The sequence below is a fragment of the Streptomyces thermolilacinus SPC6 genome (assembly GCF_000478605.2).
Lineage (GTDB): Bacteria > Actinomycetota > Actinomycetes > Streptomycetales > Streptomycetaceae > Streptomyces > Streptomyces thermolilacinus.
This window is the reverse complement of the sequence record NZ_ASHX02000001.1, coordinates 2,836,952-2,857,461: the sequence shown is the minus strand read 5'-3', so window position 1 is coordinate 2,857,461 and position 20,510 is coordinate 2,836,952. Positions and strand designations below refer to the sequence as shown.

Genomic DNA, 20,510 nt, shown 5'->3' with positions numbered 1-20,510 from the left:
GTCATACCGGTAAAGCGCGGCTTCTGGTGCGACGTTGGCGGCGCTCGCACACGAACCGGCAGAACGGAAGGGTGGGCCGATGAGGGCTGTCAGGAAGAGGATCGTGATCGGCGCCGTCGCGGTGGCGCTGATCACCGGGCTTGCGGGATGCGGCGGCTCAGACGAGCCGCCCGGAGCCGGGGCGCGAGGCCCCGAGAAGGGTGCCGCACCGCCGAAGAACCGCGTCCGGCTGATCGGTGACGGCTCCACGGCCTACACCGGCCTCCAGCCGGGCCTGGAGAAGCCCACCCGCCTGGCCCCCGGCCAGCGTCCCCCGCAGTTCGTCGTCTTCTCGTGGGACGGGGCCGGCGAGGACAGCCAGAAGCTGTTCTCCCACTTCCGCCGCGTCGGCAAGCAGTACAACGCGAAGATGACGTACTTCCTCAGCGGCGTCTACCTGCTCCCCGAGGAGAAGGCCGCGCTCTACAGCCCGCCCGGTCACGCCCCCGGCCGTTCCGACATCGGCTTCAACGACATCGAGGGCATCCGCGACACCGTGCGCGAACTGCGCGGCGCCTGGCTCGAGGGCAACGAGATCGGGACCCACTTCAACGGGCACTTCTGCGGGCCCAAGGGCGGCGTCGGCACCTGGTCCGTCGAGGACTGGAAGAGCGAGATCGCCCAGGCCAAGTCCTTCGTGAAGAACTGGAAGACCAACTCCGGCCTGGTGAAGGAGGAGCCGCTCCCGTTCGACTACGACAAGGAGCTCATCGGCGCACGCACCCCCTGCCTCGAAGGCCGCGACAACTTCGTAAGCGCCGCGAGCGAACTGGGCTTCCGCTACGACACGAGCGGCGTCAACAACCAGGTCTGGCCGAAGAAGAACGGCGCCCTGTGGGACCTGTCCATGCATCTCGTCCCCGTCCCCGGCCGGGCCTTCGAGACGCTGTCCATGGACTACAACTTCATGGTCAACCAGTCCGGCACCACCAAGGGCGACCCCGCCATGCACGCCTTCTGGGGCAACCAGATGCGGGACGGCCTGATCCAGGCGTTCAACCGCTCGTACCAGGGCAACCGCGCCCCCGTGATCATCGGGAACCACTTCGAGTCCTGGAACGGCGGCACGTACATGCGCGCCATTGAGGAAACGATTGCTCACGTCTGCGTGAAGCCCGAGGTCCGCTGCGTGTCGTTCCGTCAGCTCGCCGACTGGCTGGACGCGCAGGACCCGGCCGTACTCGCCAAGCTGCGGTCGCTGAAGGTCGGACAGGCGCCGGCCGAGGGCTGGAAGCGCTTCCTCGCCGCTCCGGCGGTGAACGCCTCACCGACAGCCGGCAGCGCGACCGCGGGCCAGGCGGCCGCCCGCGCGACGGCGCCCTCCGGTGCCCGCCGGGACGGCTAGGGCCTGACGCCCTCGACGGACAGCCGCGTCACCGCTTCCCCCAGGACGAAGGCGGGGTCGACCTGTGCGGCCAGGTCGGCACCCGTCTTCGCGTTGCCCCAGCTCTCGGCGTTCCTCAGGTGGAAGTGGACCATCTGGCGCGTGTACCGCTCCCAGTCGCGCATCGCGTACGTCGCGTCAACGGCGTCCCGCAGTACCCGCAGAGCCTCCCGGTTCTCCGGCTCCAGCGCCCCGAACGGCCCCGGCCGGCCCCGCTCCATGGACCGCACCCACTCCGACTGCCCGAGCGACACCAGCAGGTCGTCCCCGACCTCGTTTCGCAGGAACTCCAGGTCGTCCCTGTTCTGCACCTTGTTGCCGACCACCTTCAGGGCGACCCCGAACTCCCGCGCGTACTCGGTGTACTGGCGGTAGACCGAGACGGCCTTCCGCGTCGGCTCGGCCACCAGGAACGTCATGTCGAAGCGGGTGAACAGCCCGGACGCGAACGAGTCCGAACCGGCCGTCATGTCGACGACGACGTACTCGTCCGGACCGTCCACCAGGTGGTTCAGGAACAGCTCCACCGCGCCGACCTTCGAGTGGTAGCAGGCCACCCCCAGGTCCTCCTCGGTGAACAGGCCCGTCGCCATCAGCCGGATCACACCGCCGTCCAGCCGCAGCGGGCGGGCGCACGCCTCGTACACCGGGTTGTCCTCGCGGACGCGGAGCAGCCGCGAGCCCTCCCCGGGCGGTGTCGTTTTGATCATCGTGGCGGCGGAGCTGATCCGTGGGTTGCTGCCGCGCAGATACTGCTTGATCAGTGGCAGGTGCGCGCCCATCGAGGGGACTGCCGCCGCCTCGTCCTCATCGAGGCCGAGCGCGGCTCCGAGGTGCTGGTTGATGTCGGCGTCCACCGCGACCACGGGGGCCTCGGTGCTCGCCAGATGGCGGATGAAGAGCGAGGACAGCGTCGTCTTGCCGCTGCCGCCCTTCCCGACGAAAGCGATCTTCATGTTCACCTACCGTAGTGGTTCGATGGCGGCTTGTTGCCGGCCCTTATGAGGAACGCCACTCTGGGTGGGTCGGTGTCGCTGGGCCGCGTAGCCTCGCTACTTATGAGTACGCATGCCGCCGACCCACTGGCCGCCCTCGCCGCTCTGCCGGGTGTCCCCGACGCCGTGGACTCCGTGCGCAAGGCCGTCGACCGGGTCTACGGGCACCGCGTGATGCGGCGCCGGAGCAACGAGATCTCCTCGGAGGCCGCCCTGCGCGGCGCCCGCGGCTCGGCGGCGCTGTCCGGCGCCGACTGGGCTCTGGAGGAGGTGCGCAGGCGCACCGACTTCAGTGCGGACGCGGAGGCGCGGACGGTCGGCGCGGCCCTGCGGCTCGGCGTCGAGGTCGGCCAGCTGCTCTCCATCTGGCGGCAGTCACCCCTCCGGGTCCTGGCGAGGCTGCACCTCGTCGCGGCCGGCGATGCCGCGGACTCCGTGGGGCGGCCCCGGCAGGGGGGCGAGACCGTGGACGAGCCGCTGATCGAGGCGCCCCTGCCGGACGCCGCCGAGGTCGCCGCCCGCCTGGACGGCCTGGCCGAACTGATCGTGGCGGGCACGTCCGCCCCGGCGCTCGTCACGGCCTCCGTGGTGCACGGCGAACTGCTCGCGCTGCGGCCCTTCACCTCGTACAGCGGCCTGGTGGCGCGGGCGGCCGAGCGACTGGTGCTGGTCGGCAGCGGACTCGACCCCAAGGCCATCTGCCCGGCCGAGGTCGGTCACGCCGAACTGGGCCGCGCCGCGTACGTCGCCGCTCTGGACGGCTACCTGTCCGGAACCCCGGAGGGCATGGCCCGGTGGATCGCCCACTGCGGCCGGGCCGTGGAGCTCGGCGTCCGTGAGACGACAGCCGTGTGCGAGGCGCTCCAGCGCGGCGCCGCCTGAGCCGGTCAGGGTGTGGCCTCGCGGAGCCCGAGTCCGCGCAGCTGCTGAGTCCAGGCAGTCGGAGTCCGGGCGTGCGGGGTTCGTACGGCGAGCCGCCGGGTGGAGAAACGCCCCCAACAGGGTTGCGGCGGTACCGAATTCGGTACCGCCGCTGGCACTTCCGCCGAGTTACCATGCGTCCTCGATATGTGCCCATCAGGCGGGGAACTTCGCCCTACGCCTGGTGCGGCTGGCCCGTAATCGACGGGTCGACGTCGCGTGGGTGCTCAGCTTCCGTGCTGTTCGGTCCGTGGGGCCTTCTTGCTCAACAGGTGATCCTCTCGGATGTCCTCGGTCTCGCGGGCCGTAACTCCTTTGTACTACCGAGACCCGTGATGCGAAAGTCCTGCCGGTAGATCTTTACTTGTACCTTCAAATACGGACAAGTCAGGCTGCTGGCGCGGGCTTGGCCAACGTCGACTGCCGACGGCGGCTCGCGTACCAGACGAGCCCCGCTGTCGCGGCCGCCGCCCCGATCGCCGCGGCGGCGACAAGCGCCGGGCGGGGCGGCATCCGGAACGAGGGCACCCGCTGCTTCAGCCGGACCGGCCGGTTGAAGACGAGAATCGGCCACTCCCGCGCGACCGCCTCCCGGCGCAGCGCCCGGTCCGGGTTCACCGCGTACGGGTGTCCGACCGCCTCCAGCATCGGCAGGTCCGTCGCCGAGTCGCTGTACGCGTAGCACCGCGACAGGTCGTACCCCTCCGACGCGGCGAGCTCCCGGACCGCCTCCGCCTTGGTGGGGCCGTACGCGTAGTACTCCACCTCCCCGGTGAAGCAGCCGTCGTCGCCGACGACCATCCGCGTCGCCACCACGCGGTCCGCTCCCAGCATCTCGCCGATGGGCTCCACGACCTCGGCCCCGGACGTGGAGACGATCACCACGTCGCGGCCCGCGGCGTGGTGCTCCTCGATGAGGGAGGCGGCCTCGTCGTAGATGATCGGGTCGATCAGCTCGTGCAGCGTCTCCGCGACCAGCTCCTTGACTTGCTGGACGTTCCAGCCCTTGCAGAGCCTGGAGAGGTACGCGCGCATCCGCTCCATCTGGTCGTGGTCGGCGCCGCCCACGAGGAAGACGAACTGCGTGTACGCGGTGCGCAGCGCGTCACGGCGGTTGATCAGGCCACCTTGGTAGAAGGACTTGCTGAAGGTCAGCGTCGATGACTTCGCAATGACCGTCTTGTCCAGGTCAAAGAACGCTGCTGTCCGAGGCGAGGAGTGGTTTTCCACAAGCCAGAGCATAGGTGCCCGCCATTCGGCGTACGCTCGGGCGTGTGGGTTTGCCTGAGAGGGCTCTCGGGTACACCATGGAAGTCACGGATCGTTCGCGACCGTGCTAACCCGGACCGGCTCCTCCCCCCCCGAGTCGGCCGGAGAGACGACCCCCGCTCTCCCCCCCGGCGGGGGTCGTCGCATGTCCGGACGGGTTTTCGCTCGCCGATCCCGCTCCGGTCTCTCCATCTCGTCTCCTTCGCGTTTCCATGGCGCCGACTGATGCGCGCCGCTCACCGTCACTCACAGTAGCCGAAGTGATGCGCTCTGGAAGTCGCTGGTATGGGTGATCGAGTTATTCACAAGCGGTGGGTTGTCCACAGTTTTTGAGCAAGATCCACTTTATTTCCGGAACGCCGCCACTGTGATTCCACCGCGAAGCCGTGACGCGGAATCACAGATCTCCCGTCACGCCGACGCGGCGCGGCTCGGTGCCTGAGGGCCGCAAGCCGCATGTGTGCGCCACGTGAAGACATCCGTGGCGCGACACGACGAGAAGTTCGGGGACCCGCCGCCGGACAGGCGACGCGGGGACGGAGAAGGGGGCGAAGACCATGCCGGAATCCGGAGCGTCCGACAGGGCGCCGACCGCCGAGGGCGTACGGGTCACACCGCTGATCGTGACGGAGGACGCCGAGCTGCTGGACGACCTGCTCAGGCTGTGCGCCGCCGTGGGCTGCCGGCCCGTGGTGCGTCACGCGCCACCGGACCGCAAGGCCGAGTGGGACGCGGCGCCGCTCGTCATCGTCGGGGACGACGCGGCCGCACGCTGCCGAGGGGTGTCCCGCAGACCCGGCGTACTGCTCGTCGGGCGTGACCAGGACGACGCCGACGTGTGGCGACGGGCCGTGGAGATCGGAGCGGACTGCGTCCTGCGGCTGCCGGACGCCGAGAGCTGGCTCATCGACCGGATCGCCGACATCGTCGAGGGCGTCGGACGACCGGCCCTGACCGTCGGGGTGCTGGGCGGCAGAGGCGGCGCGGGAGCCTCGACCCTCGCGTGCGCCCTGGCCGTCAGCGCCGCCAGAGGCGGACACCGCACGATGCTCGTGGACGGCGACCCGCTCGGCGGCGGGCTGGACGTACTCCTCGGCGCCGAGCGGGAAAGCGGGCTCCGGTGGCCGGATCTCGCCGCTTCGAAGGGAAGGGTCGCCGGTGCGGCGCTGGAGGAGTCACTGCCGGAGTTGCGCGGTCTGCGGGTGCTGAGCTGGGACCGCGGAGACATGGCGGTGGTGCCTCCCGAGGCCATGAGGTCCGTGCTCGCGGCGGCGCGGCGCCGGGGCGGTGTCGTCGTGGTGGATCTGCCGCGCCGCATCGACGACGCCACGGTGGAGGCACTCGCCCAGGTCGACATGGGCCTGCTCGTCGTGCCGGGTGAGCTGAGGGCGGTCGCCGCGGCGAAACGGGTGGCGTCCCTGGCGGGCATGGTCCTGGAAGACCTGCGCGTGGTCGTGCGCGGCCCGTGCGCCTCCGGGATGGATGCGACGTGGACCGCGCGGGCGCTGGGACTGCCGCTCGCCGGGGAACTCCCCGAGGAGCCCGGGCTCTTGGCATCGCTGGACGACGGGGCCCCTCCCGGCGGCAACGGCTCCGGTCCTCTGGGGCGGTTCTGCTCGGCTTTCTGGGAGCGGGTGCTCGCCCCGGAGGCCGTGTCATGAGCACCCCCTACCTGGAATCCGTACGGCAGAGCCTCGCCAGGAGCGGCACGGAACCGACACCTGCCGGTGTGGCGGCGGCCCTGCGAGCCCAGGGCAGACTGATGGGCGACACGCAGGTGCTCGGGGCGACGGAGGAACTGCGCTGCGAACTGGTGGGCACGGGGCCGCTGGAGCCGCTGCTCGCCGATGAGGCGGTCACCGACGTGCTGGTGTCCGCGCCGGACCGGGTGTGGGTGGACCGAGGCCACGGCCTCGAACGGTCCGACGTCTCCTTTCCCGACGCCGAGGCCGTACGCCGACTCGCGCAGCGCCTCGCCGCCGTGGCCGGGCGGCGCCTTGACGACGCCCGCCCCTGGGTTGACGCCAGACTGCCGGACGGCACACGGATGCACGCGGTGCTGCCTCCCATCGCTGTCGGCTCGACGTGCCTGTCGCTGCGCGTGGTGCGGCCCCGTGCTTTCGACCTCACCGAGCTGGTCCACGCCGGGACGGTCCCGCCGGGCGGCGAACGCGTCCTGCGGGCGCTGGTGGAGAAGCGCGTGTCGTACCTGGTCAGCGGCGGTACGGGCACCGGGAAGACGACCCTGCTCTCCACCCTCCTCGGGCTGGTCGGAGGGCGGGAGCGGATCGTCCTGGCGGAGGACTCCGCCGAGTTGCGGCCCGACCATCCGCATGTGGTGCGGCTGGAGGCCCGCCCGCCGAACCAGGAGGGAGCCGGCCGGGTGACCCTTCGCGACCTGGTCCGTCAGGCCCTGCGGATGCGGCCCGACCGCCTCGTCGTCGGCGAAGTACGGGGCGCGGAGGTCGCCGACCTGCTCGCCGCCCTGAACACGGGCCACGAAGGCGGCTGCGGGACGGTCCACGCCAACACCGCCGCGGACGTGCCCGCGCGCCTCGAAGCGCTCGGGACGGCCGCGGGTCTCGACCGGGCGGCCCTGCACAGCCAGTTGGCCGCCGGCCTGTCCACCGTGGTCCACCTCGTACGGACGCCGGAAGGCGTACGACGGGTCGCCCAGGTGCATGTGCTGGAGCGCGGCCCCGACGGGCTGGTGGTCACCGTGCCCGCGCTGCGGTGGGCGGCGACCGGCTTCGTCGAGGAGCGGGGCTGGCAGAGGCTGAGCGCCCTGATCGGGGGTGTGACGTGGTGACGGACCAGTCGGCGTACGCGGCGGCCCTGTGCCTGGGCGCGGCGGCCTGGCTCTACGGGGGCCGGGGCCGGGGTGCGCGCCGCGGACGGCTGCTGTTCGCGAGCGGGGCCACCGTCCACCTCGACCCGGCGATGATCGGCTGGCGGCCCGGACGGCCGACAGTACGGCTCCGGCCGGAGTGGCTGTGCCTCGCGGCCGCGCTCGTACCGGCCATGCTCGGCGAGTCCCTGCTGCCGCTTCTGGCCGGGGCGGCCGCCGTGCCTCTTGCCGGCAGGCGGTTGAGGGCGCGGGCCCGCGTCAGGGAAAGCGACCGGCGTGCGGACGCCGTGATCGACCTGTGCGCCGCGGTCGTCGCGGAGTTGCGCGCGGGGAGCCAGCCCGTCCAGGCGTTGCGCTTCGCCGCCCGCAGCACCGGGGCGCTGGGCGGTGAGGAGCCTGCCGTAGTGGCCGCCGCGCGGTTCGGCGGCGATGTGCCCGAGGCGCTGCGCGACGCGGCGCGGGCCGACGGCGCCGACGGGCTGGCGGGCCTCGGGGCGTGCTGGCAGGCCGCCGTGGACGGCGGGGCGGGACTGGCCGACGGGCTGGAGCGGCTGGAGGCGGCGCTCCGCGAGCAGCGGGAGCAACGGGAACGGCTGCGGGCCCAGCTGTCCGGCGCGTGGGCCACCGTCGTCCTTCTCGCCCTGCTGCCCATCGCGGGCCTCGCCCTGGGGGCCGCGCTGGGCGCCGACCCGCTGCGGGTCCTCTTCCACACTCCGGCCGGTGTCGCCTGCCTCGTGGTCGGTGGTGCTCTGGAGGCGGCGGGGCTGTGGTGGGCCGGGCGGATCGTCAGGGCGGGGGAGGAACCGTGACCTGGGAAGCCGATGAGGTTGTCCACCGCCTGTGGACAGTGGTGGCGGTACTGGCGGCCGCCTTGTGGACCGTCCGTGCGGCGGCTCGCGCGCGGCAGGCCAGGAGGACACGCGGACGGCTCGTGGTGCTGATCCCGGCCGAGCGCCCGCGCCGGTCCCGGACGTGCCGGTTGAGGCCCGCGACCGTGGCCCTGGCTCGTCGGTGGGGCGGTCCGGCCGCCGCGACGATCACCGGGTGGGTGCTGTTCGGCGGCGTGGTCGGCTGCGCGGCTGGTGCCGTCGGCGCGTACGCCCTGCGGAAATGGCAGCGCCGACCCCGTCCCGCGGTGGCCGACGCCGAGGCGGCCGCCCGGCTGCCGCTCGCCGCGGACCTGCTCGCCGCCTGTCTGGCCGCAGGGGCCGGGCCGCGCGAGGCGGCGGAGGCCGTCGGCCGGTCGATCGGTGGCCCGCTGGGCGAGCGGCTTCACCGGACCGCGGCAGAACTGGCGCTGGGTGGCGACCCCGGCGAGGCCTGGGGCCGGTTGGGGGACATCCCGGGCGCCCGGCAGCTGGCCCGCTGTCTGGAGCGGGCGGCGGCCTCGGGCGCCCCGGCGGCGGGCCCGGTGTCCCGGCTGGCTGCGGGACTGCGTGCCGACCGGGCGAGAGCGGCCACCGCGCGGGCCCAGCGGGCGCACGTGATGATCACCGCGCCGGTCGGGCTGTGCTTCCTGCCCGCCTTCCTCGCGGTCGGGGTGGCGCCCGTCGTGATCGGCCTTGCGGGCCAGTTGCTGTGAGAGACACCGCCCCGGAAACCAGGGGCGTTCCGAGCGCACGTACGAGACAAGGGGGTTGTTGTGTGGCACCGGATGGCGAAGTGGACGAAGCAGCGGTGGGCGAAGGCCTGGACGGGCATGCGCCGGGACGCGGGCATGAACACGGCGGAGTACGCGATGGGCACGATCGCCGCGTGCGCCTTCGCGGCCGTGCTGTACAAGGTCGTGACAAGCGACGCCGTGTCGTCGGGACTGCGGTCGACGATCGAGAAGGCGCTCGATGCGCCGTTCTGAGAGCCCTTTGCGGGAGCCGCCGGGAGCGGGGTTCGGTGACGGCGGAGGCTGCCCTGGCCATGCCCGCGCTGGTGGTGTTCACGATGACGCTGCTGTGGGGCCTGGTCGCTGCGGCCGCGCAGATCCAGTGCGTGGACGCGGCCCGCGCGGGAGCACGGGCGGTCGCCCGGTCGGAGCCGGAGGCGGCAGCGGTGGCGGCGGCCCGGGCGGCCGCACCGGACGGGGCGCGGGTGGTGGTGGAGCGGGCGGGCGACCTTTGGCGGGTACGGGTCGAAGCGCCCGCCCCTGGGCCCGCCTCCTGGGGGCTGACCCTCCACGCCGAGGCGGCCGCCCTCGCCGAGGACACGGTGGGCGACATGGTGCGGGAGGGCTCCTGAGGCAGGCAGGGCGACGCGGCGGTGCGGGGAGCGACTTCCAGGCTGCTGCTGAGGAAGGCGCTCCCAGGCCCGTAGGCCGGGACGAACGCGGACGTCGGGCTGCGGCGAGCGCCGGGGACGGGGGCGGACGTCGGGCCCTGGGGCGTGGTGCGGACCGGGGCTCGGCGACCGTCTGGTCGGCCATGGCGGTGGGCGCGCTGTGCGTCGTCTTCGCCGCCGTACTCGCCCTCGGCCAAGCCGTGGCAGCGCGGCACCGGGCCGGAGGGGCCGCCGACCTGGCGGCTCTCGCGGCGGCCGACCGGGCCCTGCGCGGTGCCGAGAACGCCTGCGACGCGGCCGCCCGGGTCGCGCGGGCGCAGCACGCGGAGGTGGTCGGATGCAGCCTGCGGGGGGAGGTCGCGGAGGTGACGGCGCGGGCGCGGTTCGGGCCGTACGCCCCGACGGTCAGGTCCCGGGCGGGCCCTCCGGAGGCGTGGCCGGAGCCTAGCCCTCGTGAGGCGGGGGCAGGACCCTGACGGCCGTCCCTGCGGCGTGGACCAAGTCGTCCTGACGGTCGGTGTCAGGACGCCCAGCAGGGACCCGGCGGGTGTCGGGTGGGTGCCGCACGGTGCCGGCGGGCGTCCAGGGGCGCGCACGGGTGCGGCAGGCGTCCGGGGGCGTGGCACGGTCCGGGGGCCGTCGCAGGGCGCGGCAAGGCGCGGCAAGGCCCCCGGCAGACGTTCGGGGCGCTGCACGGCCCCTGGCGCGTCCGGCTGGGCGCGGCAGGGATCTGACGGCCCTCTAAAGGCCGCGCGGGGGCAGGCTCCGCCGAAGCCTGAGGTGCCTCGTTCGGCCTTGGGCGTGGCCGGCCCCTGGCCGGGGCCGGCGTTGGTGCGGGAGCCGCCTACGGGTCCTGAGGTGGCGGGGCGTCCGTAGGCGCGGCCGGGTCGGTCGGCTCCGTCGGCGCGCCCCGGAGCAGTTCGGTGAGGAGACGTACGGCGGCGCGCTTGTGCAGCGGGTCGTTGCCGTTTCCGCACTTGGGCGACTGGATGCAGGACGGGCAGCCCGCGTCGCACTCGCACGACGCGATCGCCTCGCGGGTCGCGCTCAGCCAGGCGCGCGCCGTGTGGAACGCCCGCTCGGCGAACCCGGCGCCACCCGGATGGCCGTCGTAGACGAATACCGTCGGCAGCAGCGTGTCCGGGTGGAGCGGGACGGACACACCGCCGATGTCCCAGCGGTCGCAGGTGGCGAAGAGGGGCAGCAGGCCGATCGAGGCGTGCTCGGCGGCGTGCAACGCGCCGCCCAGCTGCTCCGGGTTCACCCGGGCGGCGTCCAGCTGGTCCTCGGTGACCGTCCACCACACCGCCCGGGTGCGCAGGGTGCGCGGCGGCAGGTCGAGCTTGGTCTCGCCGAGTACCTCACCGGTGATCAGACGGCGGCGGAGGAAGGAGACGACCTGGTTGGTGACCTCGACGGAGCCGTAGCAGAGCCGGCCGTCCCCCCACGGGACCTCGGTGTCGGTCTCCAGGACGGAGATGGAGGTGGTGTCGCGGGCGGTGGTGGAGTACGGCGGGTTCGCCTCCTCGACGAGGGCGACCGACTCCTTCAGGTCGAGGTGCCGCACGAGGTACGTACGGCCCTGGTGGAGGTGGACGGCGCCCTCGTGGACGGTGGTGTGGGCGGCCGAGGCGTCCACGGTGCCGAGGAGCCTGCCGGTGCCCTCCTCCACGACCTGGACGGGGCTGCCGCCCTCGCCCCGGATGTCGGTGAGGTCCGCGGCGCGCTCCCGGCGTGTCCAGTACCAGCCGGACGTCCGCCGCCGCAGCAGCCCCGCGGCCTCCAGCTGCGGCAGCAGCGCGGCAGCGGATGGCCCGAACAGCGGCAGATCGCCGTCGGTGAGCGGCGACTCGGCCGCCGCCGCGCACAGGTGCGGGGCCAGGACGTACGGGTTGTCCGGGTCCAGGACGGTGGACTCCACCGGGCGGCGGAACAGGGCCTCCGGGTGGTGGACGAGATACGTGTCCAGCGGGTCGTCCCGGGCGACCAGCACCGCGAGCGCGCCCTCCCCGGACCGCCCGGCGCGGCCCGCCTGCTGCCACAGGGAGGCGCGGGTGCCCGGGTACCCGGCGATCAGTACCGCGTCGAGGCCCGACACGTCGATGCCCAGCTCCAGGGCGGTCGTCGCGGCGAGGCCGAGCAGCTCACCGGAGTGCAGCGCCCGCTCCAGGGCCCGGCGCTCCTCCGGCAGGTAGCCGCCCCGGTAGGCGGCTACGCGGCGGGCCAGGGAGCGGTCCACCTCGGCGAGCCGCTCCTGCGCGATGACCGAGATCAGCTCGGCGCCCCGCCGGGACCGCACGAAGGCGACCGAGCGGACGCCCTGCACGGTCAGGTCGGTCAGCAGGTCGGCGGTCTCGGCCGTCGCGGTCCGGCGGACGGGCGCGCCGTTCTCGCCCTCCAGTTCGGTCAGCGGCGGCTCCCACAGCGCGAAGACGAGCTCGCCGCGCGGCGACGCGTCGTCCGCCACCTCGTGGACGGGCAGGCCCGTGAGACGGGTCGCGGCGGCGGCCGGTTCGGCGGCGGTCGCCGAGGCGAGCAGGAACACGGGGTCGGAGCCGTACCGGGCGCACAGGCGCCGCAGGCGGCGCAGCACCTGCGCCACGTGGGAGCCGAACACACCCCGGTACGTGTGACATTCGTCGATCACGACATAGCGCAGCGCGCGCAGGAAGGAGGCCCAGCGCGGGTGGGACGGCAGTATGCCGCGGTGGAGCATGTCCGGGTTGGTCAGCACGTAGTTGGCGTACTGGCGGACCCACTCACGCTCCTCGAACGGCGTGTCGCCGTCGTACACGGCCGGGCGGACCTTGTTGCCCAGCGGGGCGGACAGGGCCCGTACGGCGCGCCGCTGGTCGGCCGCCAGCGCCTTGGTGGGGGACAGGTACAGCGCGGTGGTGCCGCGGCCGTTCGGGGCCTCCGAGCCGTCCAGGAGCGTCGAGAGGACGGGCGCGAGGTAGGCGAGCGACTTGCCGGACGCCGTGCCCGTGGCGATCACCACCGACTCGCCGTCCAGAGCGTGCTCGGCGGCGGCCGCCTGGTGGGCCCACGGATGGTCGATACCGGCCAGGTGAATCGCACGGACCACTTCCGGCCGGATGCGATCCGGCCAGACGGCATGCCGACCCTCTCTCGGGGGCAGGTGCTCCGTATGAGTGATGCGCGCAGCCCGGTTCGCCCGCGCGGTGAGGCGGTCGAGGACCGTACCGGGGGAGGGGCGGGCGTCCCCGTTCTCGGGGGGACGACTGGGGCGGTGATTCCTGGCCATCGACACCGAGTGTGTCACCGGCGTGACGGACAATGCTCCCAAGGCGTCGTGCATGGCTGCTGGTAAGTGATTGAATGCCATCGCGGCTGGCGATCCGTCCCCTGACTCCGTCGGGGAGACCCGGGGGCGACCGCTCGATAGCAAGGTGCTGGAGGATCCGTGGACCTGTCCCTGTCGACTCGCAATGTGTCCGGCCCTGGTGGCGACCGTACGGTCGTCGAGGTCGGTGGCGAGATTGATGTGTATACCGCGCCCAAGCTGCGCGAGCAGTTGGTCGAGTTGGTGAACGACGGCATGTACCACCTGGTCGTCGACATGGAGGGCGTGGACTTCCTGGACTCGACCGGCCTCGGCGTCCTGGTCGGCGGGCTGAAGCGCGTGCGCGCCCACGAGGGCTCGCTGCGTCTGGTCTGCAACCAGGAGCGCATCCTGAAGATCTTCCGGATCACGGGCCTGACCAAGGTGTTCCCGATTCACACCACGGTGGACGAGGCCGTCGCCGCCACCGACTGACCCGGACGACGACGCCCGGCCCCCACCCCGTGCGGGCCGGTCGCCGCGCCGCGCCCGGGCGTCCCCGGCCCAGGCTCCCGCGCGCGTCGTGGGAGCACCCGCTCTGAGCGACGGGCCGGGCCGGTGGTGGCCGGTGCCGGGTGCAGTACGCCGCCGATCAGGCACCCGGCCGTCGGCTTCGGCCATCGGGGCTCCCGCCAGTGGCTCCCGAGCCACGGCATCCGGGCCACGGCACGGGCCGGTCCGGGGCATGGGCCGGTCCGGGGCACGGGCCGGGTTCCGCGTGGTGGCGGACCGAATCGCGGCGTCCCGAGGGCGCCGTAGGCCCGCGCCGGGCTCCCGCCAGGGCCCGGCGCCGGTGCCGTGACGCCCCGCGCCCACCCGCGGGGCCGCAGCGGGACACAGGAGCGGCCGGAAAGCGGCCCTCAAGCCCCTGGGCGGGGCGTGAAGGCCCGCTCGCAGGGCATATGCCCCGTTGGGGCGGCCCCCGGCTCGTACGGCTCCACGACGCGCTGGAGGCGGTACCGCCGCTGGTGGCGCCACGCCCCGGCGGTGCGGATGCGCCGGACGGAATCCGGGGCATCCGGTGGAACGGCAGAGGAGCCGGGCAGCCGGCCCGGCCCTCTGAGATGCACGCTCGTACGCCCGAGGGGGACCGCATGGCCACCGTTGAACTCCGCTTCAGCGCCCAGCCCGAGCACGTCAGGACCGCCCGCCTGGTGGCGGCCGCCGTCGCCCGCCGGGCAGGGGTGGACGAAGCTGTGCTGGACGAGGTCAGGCTCGCCGTCGGCGAGGCGTGCTCCCGCGCCGTGGGGCTGCACCGCAGCAACGGGGTCACCGCTCCCGTCAGGGTGATGCTGACCGAGGAGGAGAAGGCGTTCTCCATCGAGGTGGGCGACGAGGTGCCCGGCGCGGGTGTCGCGGCGGCCGACGCGGCAGGTGTACCCGGCTCGCGCAGCGGCGCGCCGACCCGGGACTTCGACGACGCCGAAGGCGAGGACCAGATGGGCCTCGCGGTGATCAGCGGGCTCGTGGACGACGTCGAGGTGTCGGCGGGCGAGCGGGGTGGACTCATTCGGATGAGCTGGCCCAGGTCGGGATTCGCGGAAGTCCTCTGAGAGGACCCCAGGACCTCAGGAGTTCCACGGACCTGACAAGGTCCCTGGGACCTGGGCCCGAGAACATCCCCGGACCTCCGAAGACCCCGGACCTCCGAAGACTTCAGACCTCAGAAGGTCGCCGGACCTGAGAAGAACCCCCGGCCCCGTCATCCTTCGTCAAGGCCCCGCCGAGCGGGGCCTTCCCCTTTCCGGGCCGCCCGCCAGGCGCTCGGCCCCTTCCCGTTACTCCGGCCGGGTGCCTTTTCGAGAACGGATCATTTGCCGACCGGCGAGAGCCGGTCGATTCTGGTCTTTCGGCGCCCTGTTTCGATCGGGTTCCGCTTCTACAAGCCGTCCCTGTCGTGAGCTCTGACGTCAAGGAGGACGAATGGCGGGGCTCCTCGACCCACCGTGGTCCCACGACCCGATCCCCGTTCCGCTGGCCGCCGCGGTCCTCACCGACCAGAACCGGGTCATCGTGATCGTCATCGCCCTCGTGGCGCTGATGGCGCTGGTCGTCGCGCAGTTGCTCGTCCGGCAGGTCCTGGCCGCCGGTGAGGGCACCACGTCCATGAAGAAGATCGCCGCCGCTATCCAGGAGGGCGCCAACGCCTATCTGGCGCGGCAGTTGAGAACCGTCGCCGTGTTCGCGGTCGTCGTGTTCTTCCTGCTCATGCTGCTCCCCGCCGACAACTGGTCCCAGCGGGCCGGGCGTTCGCTGTTCTTTCTCGTCGGCGCGCTGTTCTCCGCCGCCACGGGATACATCGGCATGCGCCTCGCCGTACGCAGCAATGTGCGGGTCGCCGCGGCGGCGCGCGAGGCCACACCGGCGCCGGGCGAACCGGAGAAGGACCTGATGGCGGTCTCGCACCGGGCCATGAAGATCGCGTTCCGTACGGGTGGCGTGGTCGGCATGTTCACGGTCGGCCTCGGACTCCTCGGCGTCTGCTGCGTCGTCCTCGTCTACGCGGCCGACGCGCCCAAGGTCCTGGAGGGCTTCGGCCTCGGCGCCGCGCTGATCGCGATGTTCATGCGCGTGGGCGGCGGCATCTTCACCAAGGCCGCCGACGTCGGCGCCGACCTGGTCGGCAAGGTCGAGCAGGGCATCCCCGAGGACGACCCGCGCAACGCCGCCACCATCGCCGACAACGTCGGGGACAACGTCGGCGACTGCGCCGGCATGGCCGCCGACCTCTTCGAGTCGTACGCCGTCACGCTGGTCGCCGCGCTGATCCTCGGCAGGGCCGTCTTCGGTGACCTAGGCCTCGCCTTCCCCCTCATCGTCCCGGCGATCGGCGTCGTCACCGCGATGATCGGCATCTTCGCCGTCGCGCCCCGGCGCGCCGACCGAAGTGGCATGTCCGCGATCAACCGGGGCTTCTTCCTCTCCGCGGTGATCTCGCTCGTCCTGGTGGCGGTCGCCGCGTTCGTGTACCTGCCGTCCTCGTTCGCGGAGCTGGACGGCGTCACCGACCCGGCCGTACGGGCGCACGACGGCGACCCGCGCGTCCTGGCGCTCGTCGCCGTCGCCCTCGGGATCGTCCTCGCCGCGCTGATCCAGCAGCTCACCGGGTACTTCACCGAGCCGAGCCGACGGCCCGTGCGGGACATCGGGAAGTCCTCGCTGACCGGCCCCGCGACCGTCATCCTCGCCGGTGTGTCCCTGGGACTGGAGTCCGCCGTCTACACGGCCCTGCTGATCGGACTCGCCGTCTACGGGGCGTTCCTAATCGGCGGCGCGTCGATCATGGTGGCGCTGTTCGCCGTCGCGCTCGCGGGCACCGGGCTGCTCACCACGGTGGGCGTGATCGTCGCGATGGACACCTTCGGGCCCGTGTCCGACAACGCGCAGGGCATCGCGGAGATGTCCGGCGACGTGCGGGGCGCCGGGGCGCAGGTCCTCACCGACCTCGACGCGGTGGGCAACACCACCAAGGCGATCACCAAGGGCATCGCCATCGCCACGGCGGTCCTCGCCGCGTCGGCGCTCTTCGGCGCGTACCGGGACGCCATCGCCACCGCCGTAGCCGACGTGGGAGCGCGGGTCGGCGAGACGACGCTCAGCATGGACATCTCGCAGCCCAACAACCTCGTCGGCCTCATCGTCGGCGCCGCCGTCGTCTTCCTCTTCTCCGGGCTGGCGATCAACGCCGTGTCCCGGTCGGCGGGTTCGGTCGTGTACGAGGTGCGCCGCCAGTTCCGCGACCACCCCGGGATCATGGACTACACGGAGAAGCCCGAGTACGGGCGTGTCGTGGACATCTGCACCAAGGACGCCCTGCGGGAACTGGCCACCCCCGGCCTGCTGGCCGTCATGGCGCCCATCGCGGTCGGCTTCACCCTCGGCGTGGGCGCGCTCGGCGCCTACCTCGCGGGCGCGATCGGCACCGGCATCCTGATGGCGGTCTTCCTGGCCAACTCGGGCGGGGCGTGGGACAACGCCAAGAAGCTGGTCGAGGACGGCAACTACGGCGGCAAGGGCAGCGAGGCCCACGCCGCGACGGTGATCGGCGACACGGTCGGCGACCCGTTCAAGGACACGGCGGGCCCGGCGATCAACCCGCTGCTCAAGGTCATGAACCTGGTGGCGCTGCTGATCGCGCCCGCCGTCGTCCGGTTCGGCCACGGCGCCGACGCCAGCGTGGGCGTACGGGCCGTGGTGGCGGCCGTCGCGATCGTCGTGATCGTCGCGGCGGTGTACGTGTCCAAGCGGCGCTCGGTCGCCGGCGACGACGAGGACACGCCCGGGCGTTTCACAGGCTCGCCGGACCAGGCGGCGCCCGTCAAGTGACCGCCGCCCGCGTCCCGACGTGTCAGCTGGTCAGGCACGGCCGTTCGCGCTGCCCCGTGCGCCCGCGGCGGCGCGGCCGACGACGCCATGTCTCTGCGGTGAGCCTTCTCTCCCTTGGTGCAAACGGTCCAAAAGAGTACGAAATGGTTGCACGACACGCGGATGTCGCCCACTTGGCGTGTATGTTCCGGGGCCGAGAGCCTTGGAAGGGACCAAACCGGTGAACAAGAAGCTTGCAGCCGCGCTGTCCGGCGGTGCGGTGCTCGTACTGGCGCTGTCGGGCTGCAGCGGGGACGAAGTCGAAGACGAGGGCAAGAAGACGGAGGCCTGGGCGAAGACCTTCTGCGAGCAGGCCAAGCCCTCGTTCCAGAAGCGGGCCGGCGCCCAGCAGACCATCATCTCGACGGCGGCGGACAGCAAGCCCGCCGATGTCCAGGCGGCGGACTCGAAGGCGTTCCAGGACATCGCCGACTCGAACAAGGCGCTCGCCAAGGCGGTCCAGAACGCCGGCGTGCCGCCCGTCGAGAACGGCGAGAAGCTCCAGCAGGACGCCGTCAAGGAGCTCAACTCCAGCGCCACGGCCTACGAGGGCCTCCGCAAGCAGGTCGACGCCCTCGACACCAAGAGCCAGCAGAAGTTCGCCGACGGCCTCAAGGGCGTCGCGGACAGCCTGAAGCGCATCGAGAAGATGGACCAGGACGCGCTGGCCAAGCTCCAGACGGGCGACCTGCGCCAGGCGATGGCCAAGCAGCCCGGCTGCCAGAAGGTCAGGCCGTCCGCCGTGCCCACGACGACCAGCGGTCCCGCCGCCAAGCCCGGTGGCTCGGCGTCGCCGTCCGCCGGTGCGTCGGCGAAGCCCGCGGAGTCCGCGGAGTCCGCGAAGGCCGATGAGTCCGCGAAGCCGTCCGCCTCGGCGAGCGGCGCGCCCGAGTAGCGGTACGCGTCACACCCGTTCGGCCCGGTTGTCCACAGGGACGCCGGGCCGTTCGTCATTGTCGGTGGCGCCGGTCACAATGAGTGGGTGAGTACGACCAGCCTGGCCACCAGCCTTCCCGTGCCCGACCACGCCGACCGCCTGCGCTCCGCCCTCCTGGCCGCCGGTTTCACCGCCGACGGGCTCCTCGACCGGCTCGGCGCCACGGCCTACGCCGCGCTCGCCCGCAGCGAGACGGTGCCCGCCCTGCGCGCCACCCGCGGGTACGGGGTGCTGGACATGCTCGTCCGGCTGTTCCTGCTCCAGCAGCCGGTCCCCTCAGAGCGGGCCGGCCAGGCTCTCCCGCTGGACGAGGCCCTCGCCGGCGGCTGGGTCGTACGGGACGGCGACGGCATCCGGGCCACGGTCGATGTACGCCCGTACGGCGGCCCCGACGGCGAGGACTGGTACATCGTGTCCGACCTCGGGTGCGCCGTGGGCGGCGCGGGCGGGGCGGGCGGCAGAGGCGAGGGCGTCGTCCTCGGTGTGGGCGGCGCGTCCACCACGCTCGCCGGGCTCACCGTACGGACCCCGGTCGCCTCCGCCCTGGACGTCGGTACCGGCTCCGGCATCCAGGCGCTGCACGCCACGCGGCACGCGACCCGGGTGACGGCGACGGACCTCAATCCGCGGGCGCTGGAGTTCACGCGGCTGACGCTCGCGCTGTCCGGTGCCCCCGAGGCCGACCTGCGGGCCGGTTCGCTGTTCGAGCCGGTCGCGTCGGAGACGTACGACCTGATCGTGTCGAACCCGCCGTTCGTCATCTCCCCGGGCGCCCGGCTCACGTACCGCGACGGCGGGATGGGCGGCGACGACCTGTGCCGCACGCTGGTCCAGCAGGCGGGGGACCGGCTCAACGACGGGGGGTTCGCGCAGCTCCTGGCCAACTGGCAGCACGTCGAGGGCGAGGACTGGAAGGACCGCGTCCGCTCCTGGGTGCCGCGCGGCTGCGACGCGTGGATCATCCAGCGGGAGGTCCAGGACGTCACGCAGTACACGGAGTTGTGGCTCCGGGACGCAGGGGACCACCGGGCCGCACCGGAGGAGTACCAGGCGCGGTACGAGGCGTGGCTCGACGAGTTCGAGGCGCGCGGCACCAAGACGGTCGGCTTCGGCTGGATCACGCTGCGCAAGTCCGGCACGGACGAGCCGTCCATCGTGGTCGAGGAGTGGCCGCACCCGGTCGAACAGCCGCTGGGCGAGACCGTGCAGGCGCACTTCGCCCGCCAGGACTACCTCCGGTCGCGCGACGACGCGGCCCTGCTCACCGACCACTTCCGGCTCGCGTCCGAGGTGGTGCAGGAGCAGGTCGGACTGCCCGGCGCGGAGGACCCCGAGCACGTCATCCTGCGGCAGAACCGGGGGATGCGGCGGGCGACCAAGGTGGACACGGTCGGCGCCGGGTTCGCCGGTGTCTGCGACGGCTCGCTCAGCGCGGGCCGCATCCTGGACGCCATCGCCCAGTTGATGGGGGAGGACCCCGTGGTGCTGCGCGACCGCACGCCCCAGGCGATCCGCCTCCTCGTGGAGGAGGGCTTCCTGGAGCCGGTACGGCATGAGGGGGCGCGCTGACGCCCGGCGGGAGGGTGATCGTCCGGGGCTCGTAGGCGCCCTGGCCGCGCCGAGCGGGGCGGGGCGGTCCGGGCGGCAGGGTTGCGGCGACCGGGGCGTGGGCCGGGTCGGTCCGGCGGCCTCAGGAGCATGGCCCTCGGGATGAGTTGGCCCAGATGGCCCGGGAGGCTGCCCGAGCCGAGGAAGCGCCCCGGGGACGGGGCGTACGTGCTCCCCGGTCGCGGTGTGCCCAAGAGGCACGGGCCGGGACGCGGCCGTGGCGCAGGAGGGAACCCCGGACGAGGCAGGCGGGCCGGGACGACGCCGGGCTTGAGGTGCTGCCGTCGCGGCGGGGCCCAAGAGCCACAGGCAGAGCCCGTGGCCCAAGCGCCGGGCCGAGGCGCCAGGCCCAGGCGCGGCAGCGGGTTCGGTCCAGGCCCTCCCGGGCTGACGCCGACGGCCGGGGCGGCGGGCAGGGGGCCGGGGCCGGACCTGGCGCCAGGGTGCGACGGCGGGCTCCGGAGGCGCCCCGGGCTGAGGTCCACGGCTCGGTCGCGGTGGCGGGCGCGGAGGCGCCGGGGCGGCGGGGC

17 protein-coding genes are annotated in these 20,510 nt (G+C 73.0%); 14 read left to right on the top strand and 3 right to left on the bottom strand.

Annotation, left to right across the window (positions count from 1 at the left end; genetic code table 11):
• Positions 1-79 precede the first annotated feature (79 nt).
• Positions 80-1,384 carry a polysaccharide deacetylase family protein gene (locus J116_RS12155; protein ID WP_028963971.1) on the top strand — a complete coding sequence of 435 codons (1,305 nt, stop codon included), beginning with the start codon at positions 80-82 and terminating at the stop codon, positions 1,382-1,384.
• Here the strand turns inward: J116_RS12155 and J116_RS12150 are convergent.
• Entirely contained in the window at positions 1,381-2,379 is a 999-nt protein-coding gene (locus J116_RS12150; protein ID WP_023587344.1) for an ATP-binding protein, read from the bottom strand. The genes J116_RS12155 and J116_RS12150 overlap by 4 nt on opposite strands.
• Before the next feature lie 102 nt (positions 2,380-2,481).
• Between J116_RS12150 and J116_RS12145 the strand changes: the two genes are divergently transcribed.
• On the top strand, positions 2,482-3,300 hold the full coding sequence (locus J116_RS12145; protein ID WP_023587343.1) for a Fic family protein: 819 nt from the start codon (positions 2,482-2,484) through the stop codon (positions 3,298-3,300).
• A 426-nt stretch (positions 3,301-3,726) separates the two neighbouring features.
• On the opposite strand, the gene J116_RS12140 is transcribed toward J116_RS12145, so the two are convergent.
• On the bottom strand, positions 3,727-4,581 hold the full coding sequence (locus J116_RS12140; protein ID WP_023587342.1) for an HAD family hydrolase: 855 nt from the start codon (positions 4,579-4,581) through the stop codon (positions 3,727-3,729).
• Between the two features lie 584 nt (positions 4,582-5,165).
• Here J116_RS12140 and ssd point away from each other — a divergent pair.
• From ssd to J116_RS12105, 7 genes are all read left to right on the top strand, one after another.
• Positions 5,166-6,269: a septum site-determining protein Ssd gene (ssd, locus tag J116_RS12135; RefSeq protein ID WP_023587341.1), complete on the top strand. Its 1,104-nt coding sequence runs from the start codon at positions 5,166-5,168 to the stop codon at positions 6,267-6,269.
• Positions 6,266-7,417 (top strand): TadA family conjugal transfer-associated ATPase, encoded by a 1,152-nt coding sequence (locus J116_RS12130; protein ID WP_023587340.1) that lies wholly within the window; start codon positions 6,266-6,268, stop codon positions 7,415-7,417. Before ssd ends, J116_RS12130 begins: the two co-directional genes overlap by 4 nt.
• A complete protein-coding gene (locus J116_RS12125) occupies positions 7,411-8,265 on the top strand; it encodes a type II secretion system F family protein (RefSeq protein WP_394331482.1) in 855 nt (284 codons plus the stop codon). Before J116_RS12130 ends, J116_RS12125 begins: the two co-directional genes overlap by 7 nt.
• Entirely contained in the window at positions 8,262-9,038 is a 777-nt protein-coding gene (locus tag J116_RS12120; protein ID WP_037946645.1) for a type II secretion system F family protein, read from the top strand. The genes J116_RS12125 and J116_RS12120 overlap by 4 nt, the downstream gene beginning before the upstream one ends.
• Positions 9,039-9,110: 72 nt before the next feature.
• Positions 9,111-9,311 carry a DUF4244 domain-containing protein gene (locus J116_RS12115; RefSeq protein WP_028963968.1) on the top strand — a complete coding sequence of 67 codons (201 nt, stop codon included), beginning with the start codon at positions 9,111-9,113 and terminating at the stop codon, positions 9,309-9,311.
• Positions 9,312-9,346: 35 nt separating this feature from the next.
• A complete protein-coding gene (locus J116_RS12110) occupies positions 9,347-9,688 on the top strand; it encodes a TadE family type IV pilus minor pilin (RefSeq protein WP_023587339.1) in 342 nt (113 codons plus the stop codon).
• A 182-nt stretch (positions 9,689-9,870) separates the two neighbouring features.
• Positions 9,871-10,203 (top strand): Rv3654c family TadE-like protein, encoded by a 333-nt coding sequence (locus J116_RS12105; protein ID WP_051203481.1) that lies wholly within the window; start codon positions 9,871-9,873, stop codon positions 10,201-10,203.
• 368 nt (positions 10,204-10,571) lie between these two features.
• Here the strand turns inward: J116_RS12105 and J116_RS12100 are convergent, their stop codons facing one another.
• Positions 10,572-13,073: a DEAD/DEAH box helicase gene (locus tag J116_RS12100; protein ID WP_079147709.1), complete on the bottom strand. Its 2,502-nt coding sequence runs from the start codon at positions 13,071-13,073 to the stop codon at positions 10,572-10,574.
• A gap of 78 nt (positions 13,074-13,151) precedes the next feature.
• On the opposite strand from J116_RS12100, the gene J116_RS12095 reads away from it, so the two are divergent.
• The 5 genes from J116_RS12095 to J116_RS12075 all read left to right on the top strand — a co-directional run bounded on the left by J116_RS12095 (position 13,152) and on the right by J116_RS12075 (position 19,941).
• Positions 13,152-13,505 carry an STAS domain-containing protein gene (locus J116_RS12095; protein WP_023587336.1) on the top strand — a complete coding sequence of 118 codons (354 nt, stop codon included), beginning with the start codon at positions 13,152-13,154 and terminating at the stop codon, positions 13,503-13,505.
• A 659-nt stretch (positions 13,506-14,164) separates the two neighbouring features.
• Complete coding sequence (locus tag J116_RS12090; RefSeq protein ID WP_028963967.1) at positions 14,165-14,623, top strand: ATP-binding protein; 459 nt, start codon at positions 14,165-14,167, stop codon at positions 14,621-14,623.
• Between the two features lie 370 nt (positions 14,624-14,993).
• Complete coding sequence (locus tag J116_RS12085) at positions 14,994-17,396, top strand: sodium-translocating pyrophosphatase (protein WP_023587334.1); 2,403 nt, start codon at positions 14,994-14,996, stop codon at positions 17,394-17,396.
• A gap of 220 nt (positions 17,397-17,616) precedes the next feature.
• On the top strand, positions 17,617-18,330 hold the full coding sequence (locus J116_RS12080) for a hypothetical protein (protein WP_023587333.1): 714 nt from the start codon (positions 17,617-17,619) through the stop codon (positions 18,328-18,330).
• Positions 18,331-18,417: 87 nt separating this feature from the next.
• Positions 18,418-19,941, top strand: a complete 1,524-nt coding sequence (locus tag J116_RS12075; RefSeq protein ID WP_023587332.1) for a DUF7059 domain-containing protein — start codon at positions 18,418-18,420, stop codon at positions 19,939-19,941.
• Positions 19,942-20,510: the final 569 nt, after the last annotated feature.

What these genes read in the sequence shown, in the direction of transcription:
- J116_RS12155 (WP_028963971.1), top strand. Translation starts at nt 80, where the DNA reads ATGAGGGCTGTCAGGAAGAGGATCGTGATCGGCGCCGTCGCGGTGGCG.
- J116_RS12150 (WP_023587344.1), bottom strand. Translation starts at nt 2,379, where the DNA reads ATGAAGATCGCTTTCGTCGGGAAGGGCGGCAGCGGCAAGACGACGCTG.
- J116_RS12145 (WP_023587343.1), top strand. Translation starts at nt 2,482, where the DNA reads ATGAGTACGCATGCCGCCGACCCACTGGCCGCCCTCGCCGCTCTGCCG.
- J116_RS12140 (WP_023587342.1), bottom strand. Translation starts at nt 4,581, where the DNA reads ATGCTCTGGCTTGTGGAAAACCACTCCTCGCCTCGGACAGCAGCGTTC.
- ssd (WP_023587341.1), top strand. Translation starts at nt 5,166, where the DNA reads ATGCCGGAATCCGGAGCGTCCGACAGGGCGCCGACCGCCGAGGGCGTA.
- J116_RS12130 (WP_023587340.1), top strand. Translation starts at nt 6,266, where the DNA reads ATGAGCACCCCCTACCTGGAATCCGTACGGCAGAGCCTCGCCAGGAGC.
- J116_RS12115 (WP_028963968.1), top strand. Translation starts at nt 9,111, where the DNA reads ATGGCGAAGTGGACGAAGCAGCGGTGGGCGAAGGCCTGGACGGGCATG.
- J116_RS12105 (WP_051203481.1), top strand. Translation starts at nt 9,871, where the DNA reads ATGGCGGTGGGCGCGCTGTGCGTCGTCTTCGCCGCCGTACTCGCCCTC.
- J116_RS12100 (WP_079147709.1), bottom strand. Translation starts at nt 13,073, where the DNA reads ATGGCATTCAATCACTTACCAGCAGCCATGCACGACGCCTTGGGAGCA.
- J116_RS12090 (WP_028963967.1), top strand. Translation starts at nt 14,165, where the DNA reads ATGGCCACCGTTGAACTCCGCTTCAGCGCCCAGCCCGAGCACGTCAGG.
- J116_RS12085 (WP_023587334.1), top strand. Translation starts at nt 14,994, where the DNA reads ATGGCGGGGCTCCTCGACCCACCGTGGTCCCACGACCCGATCCCCGTT.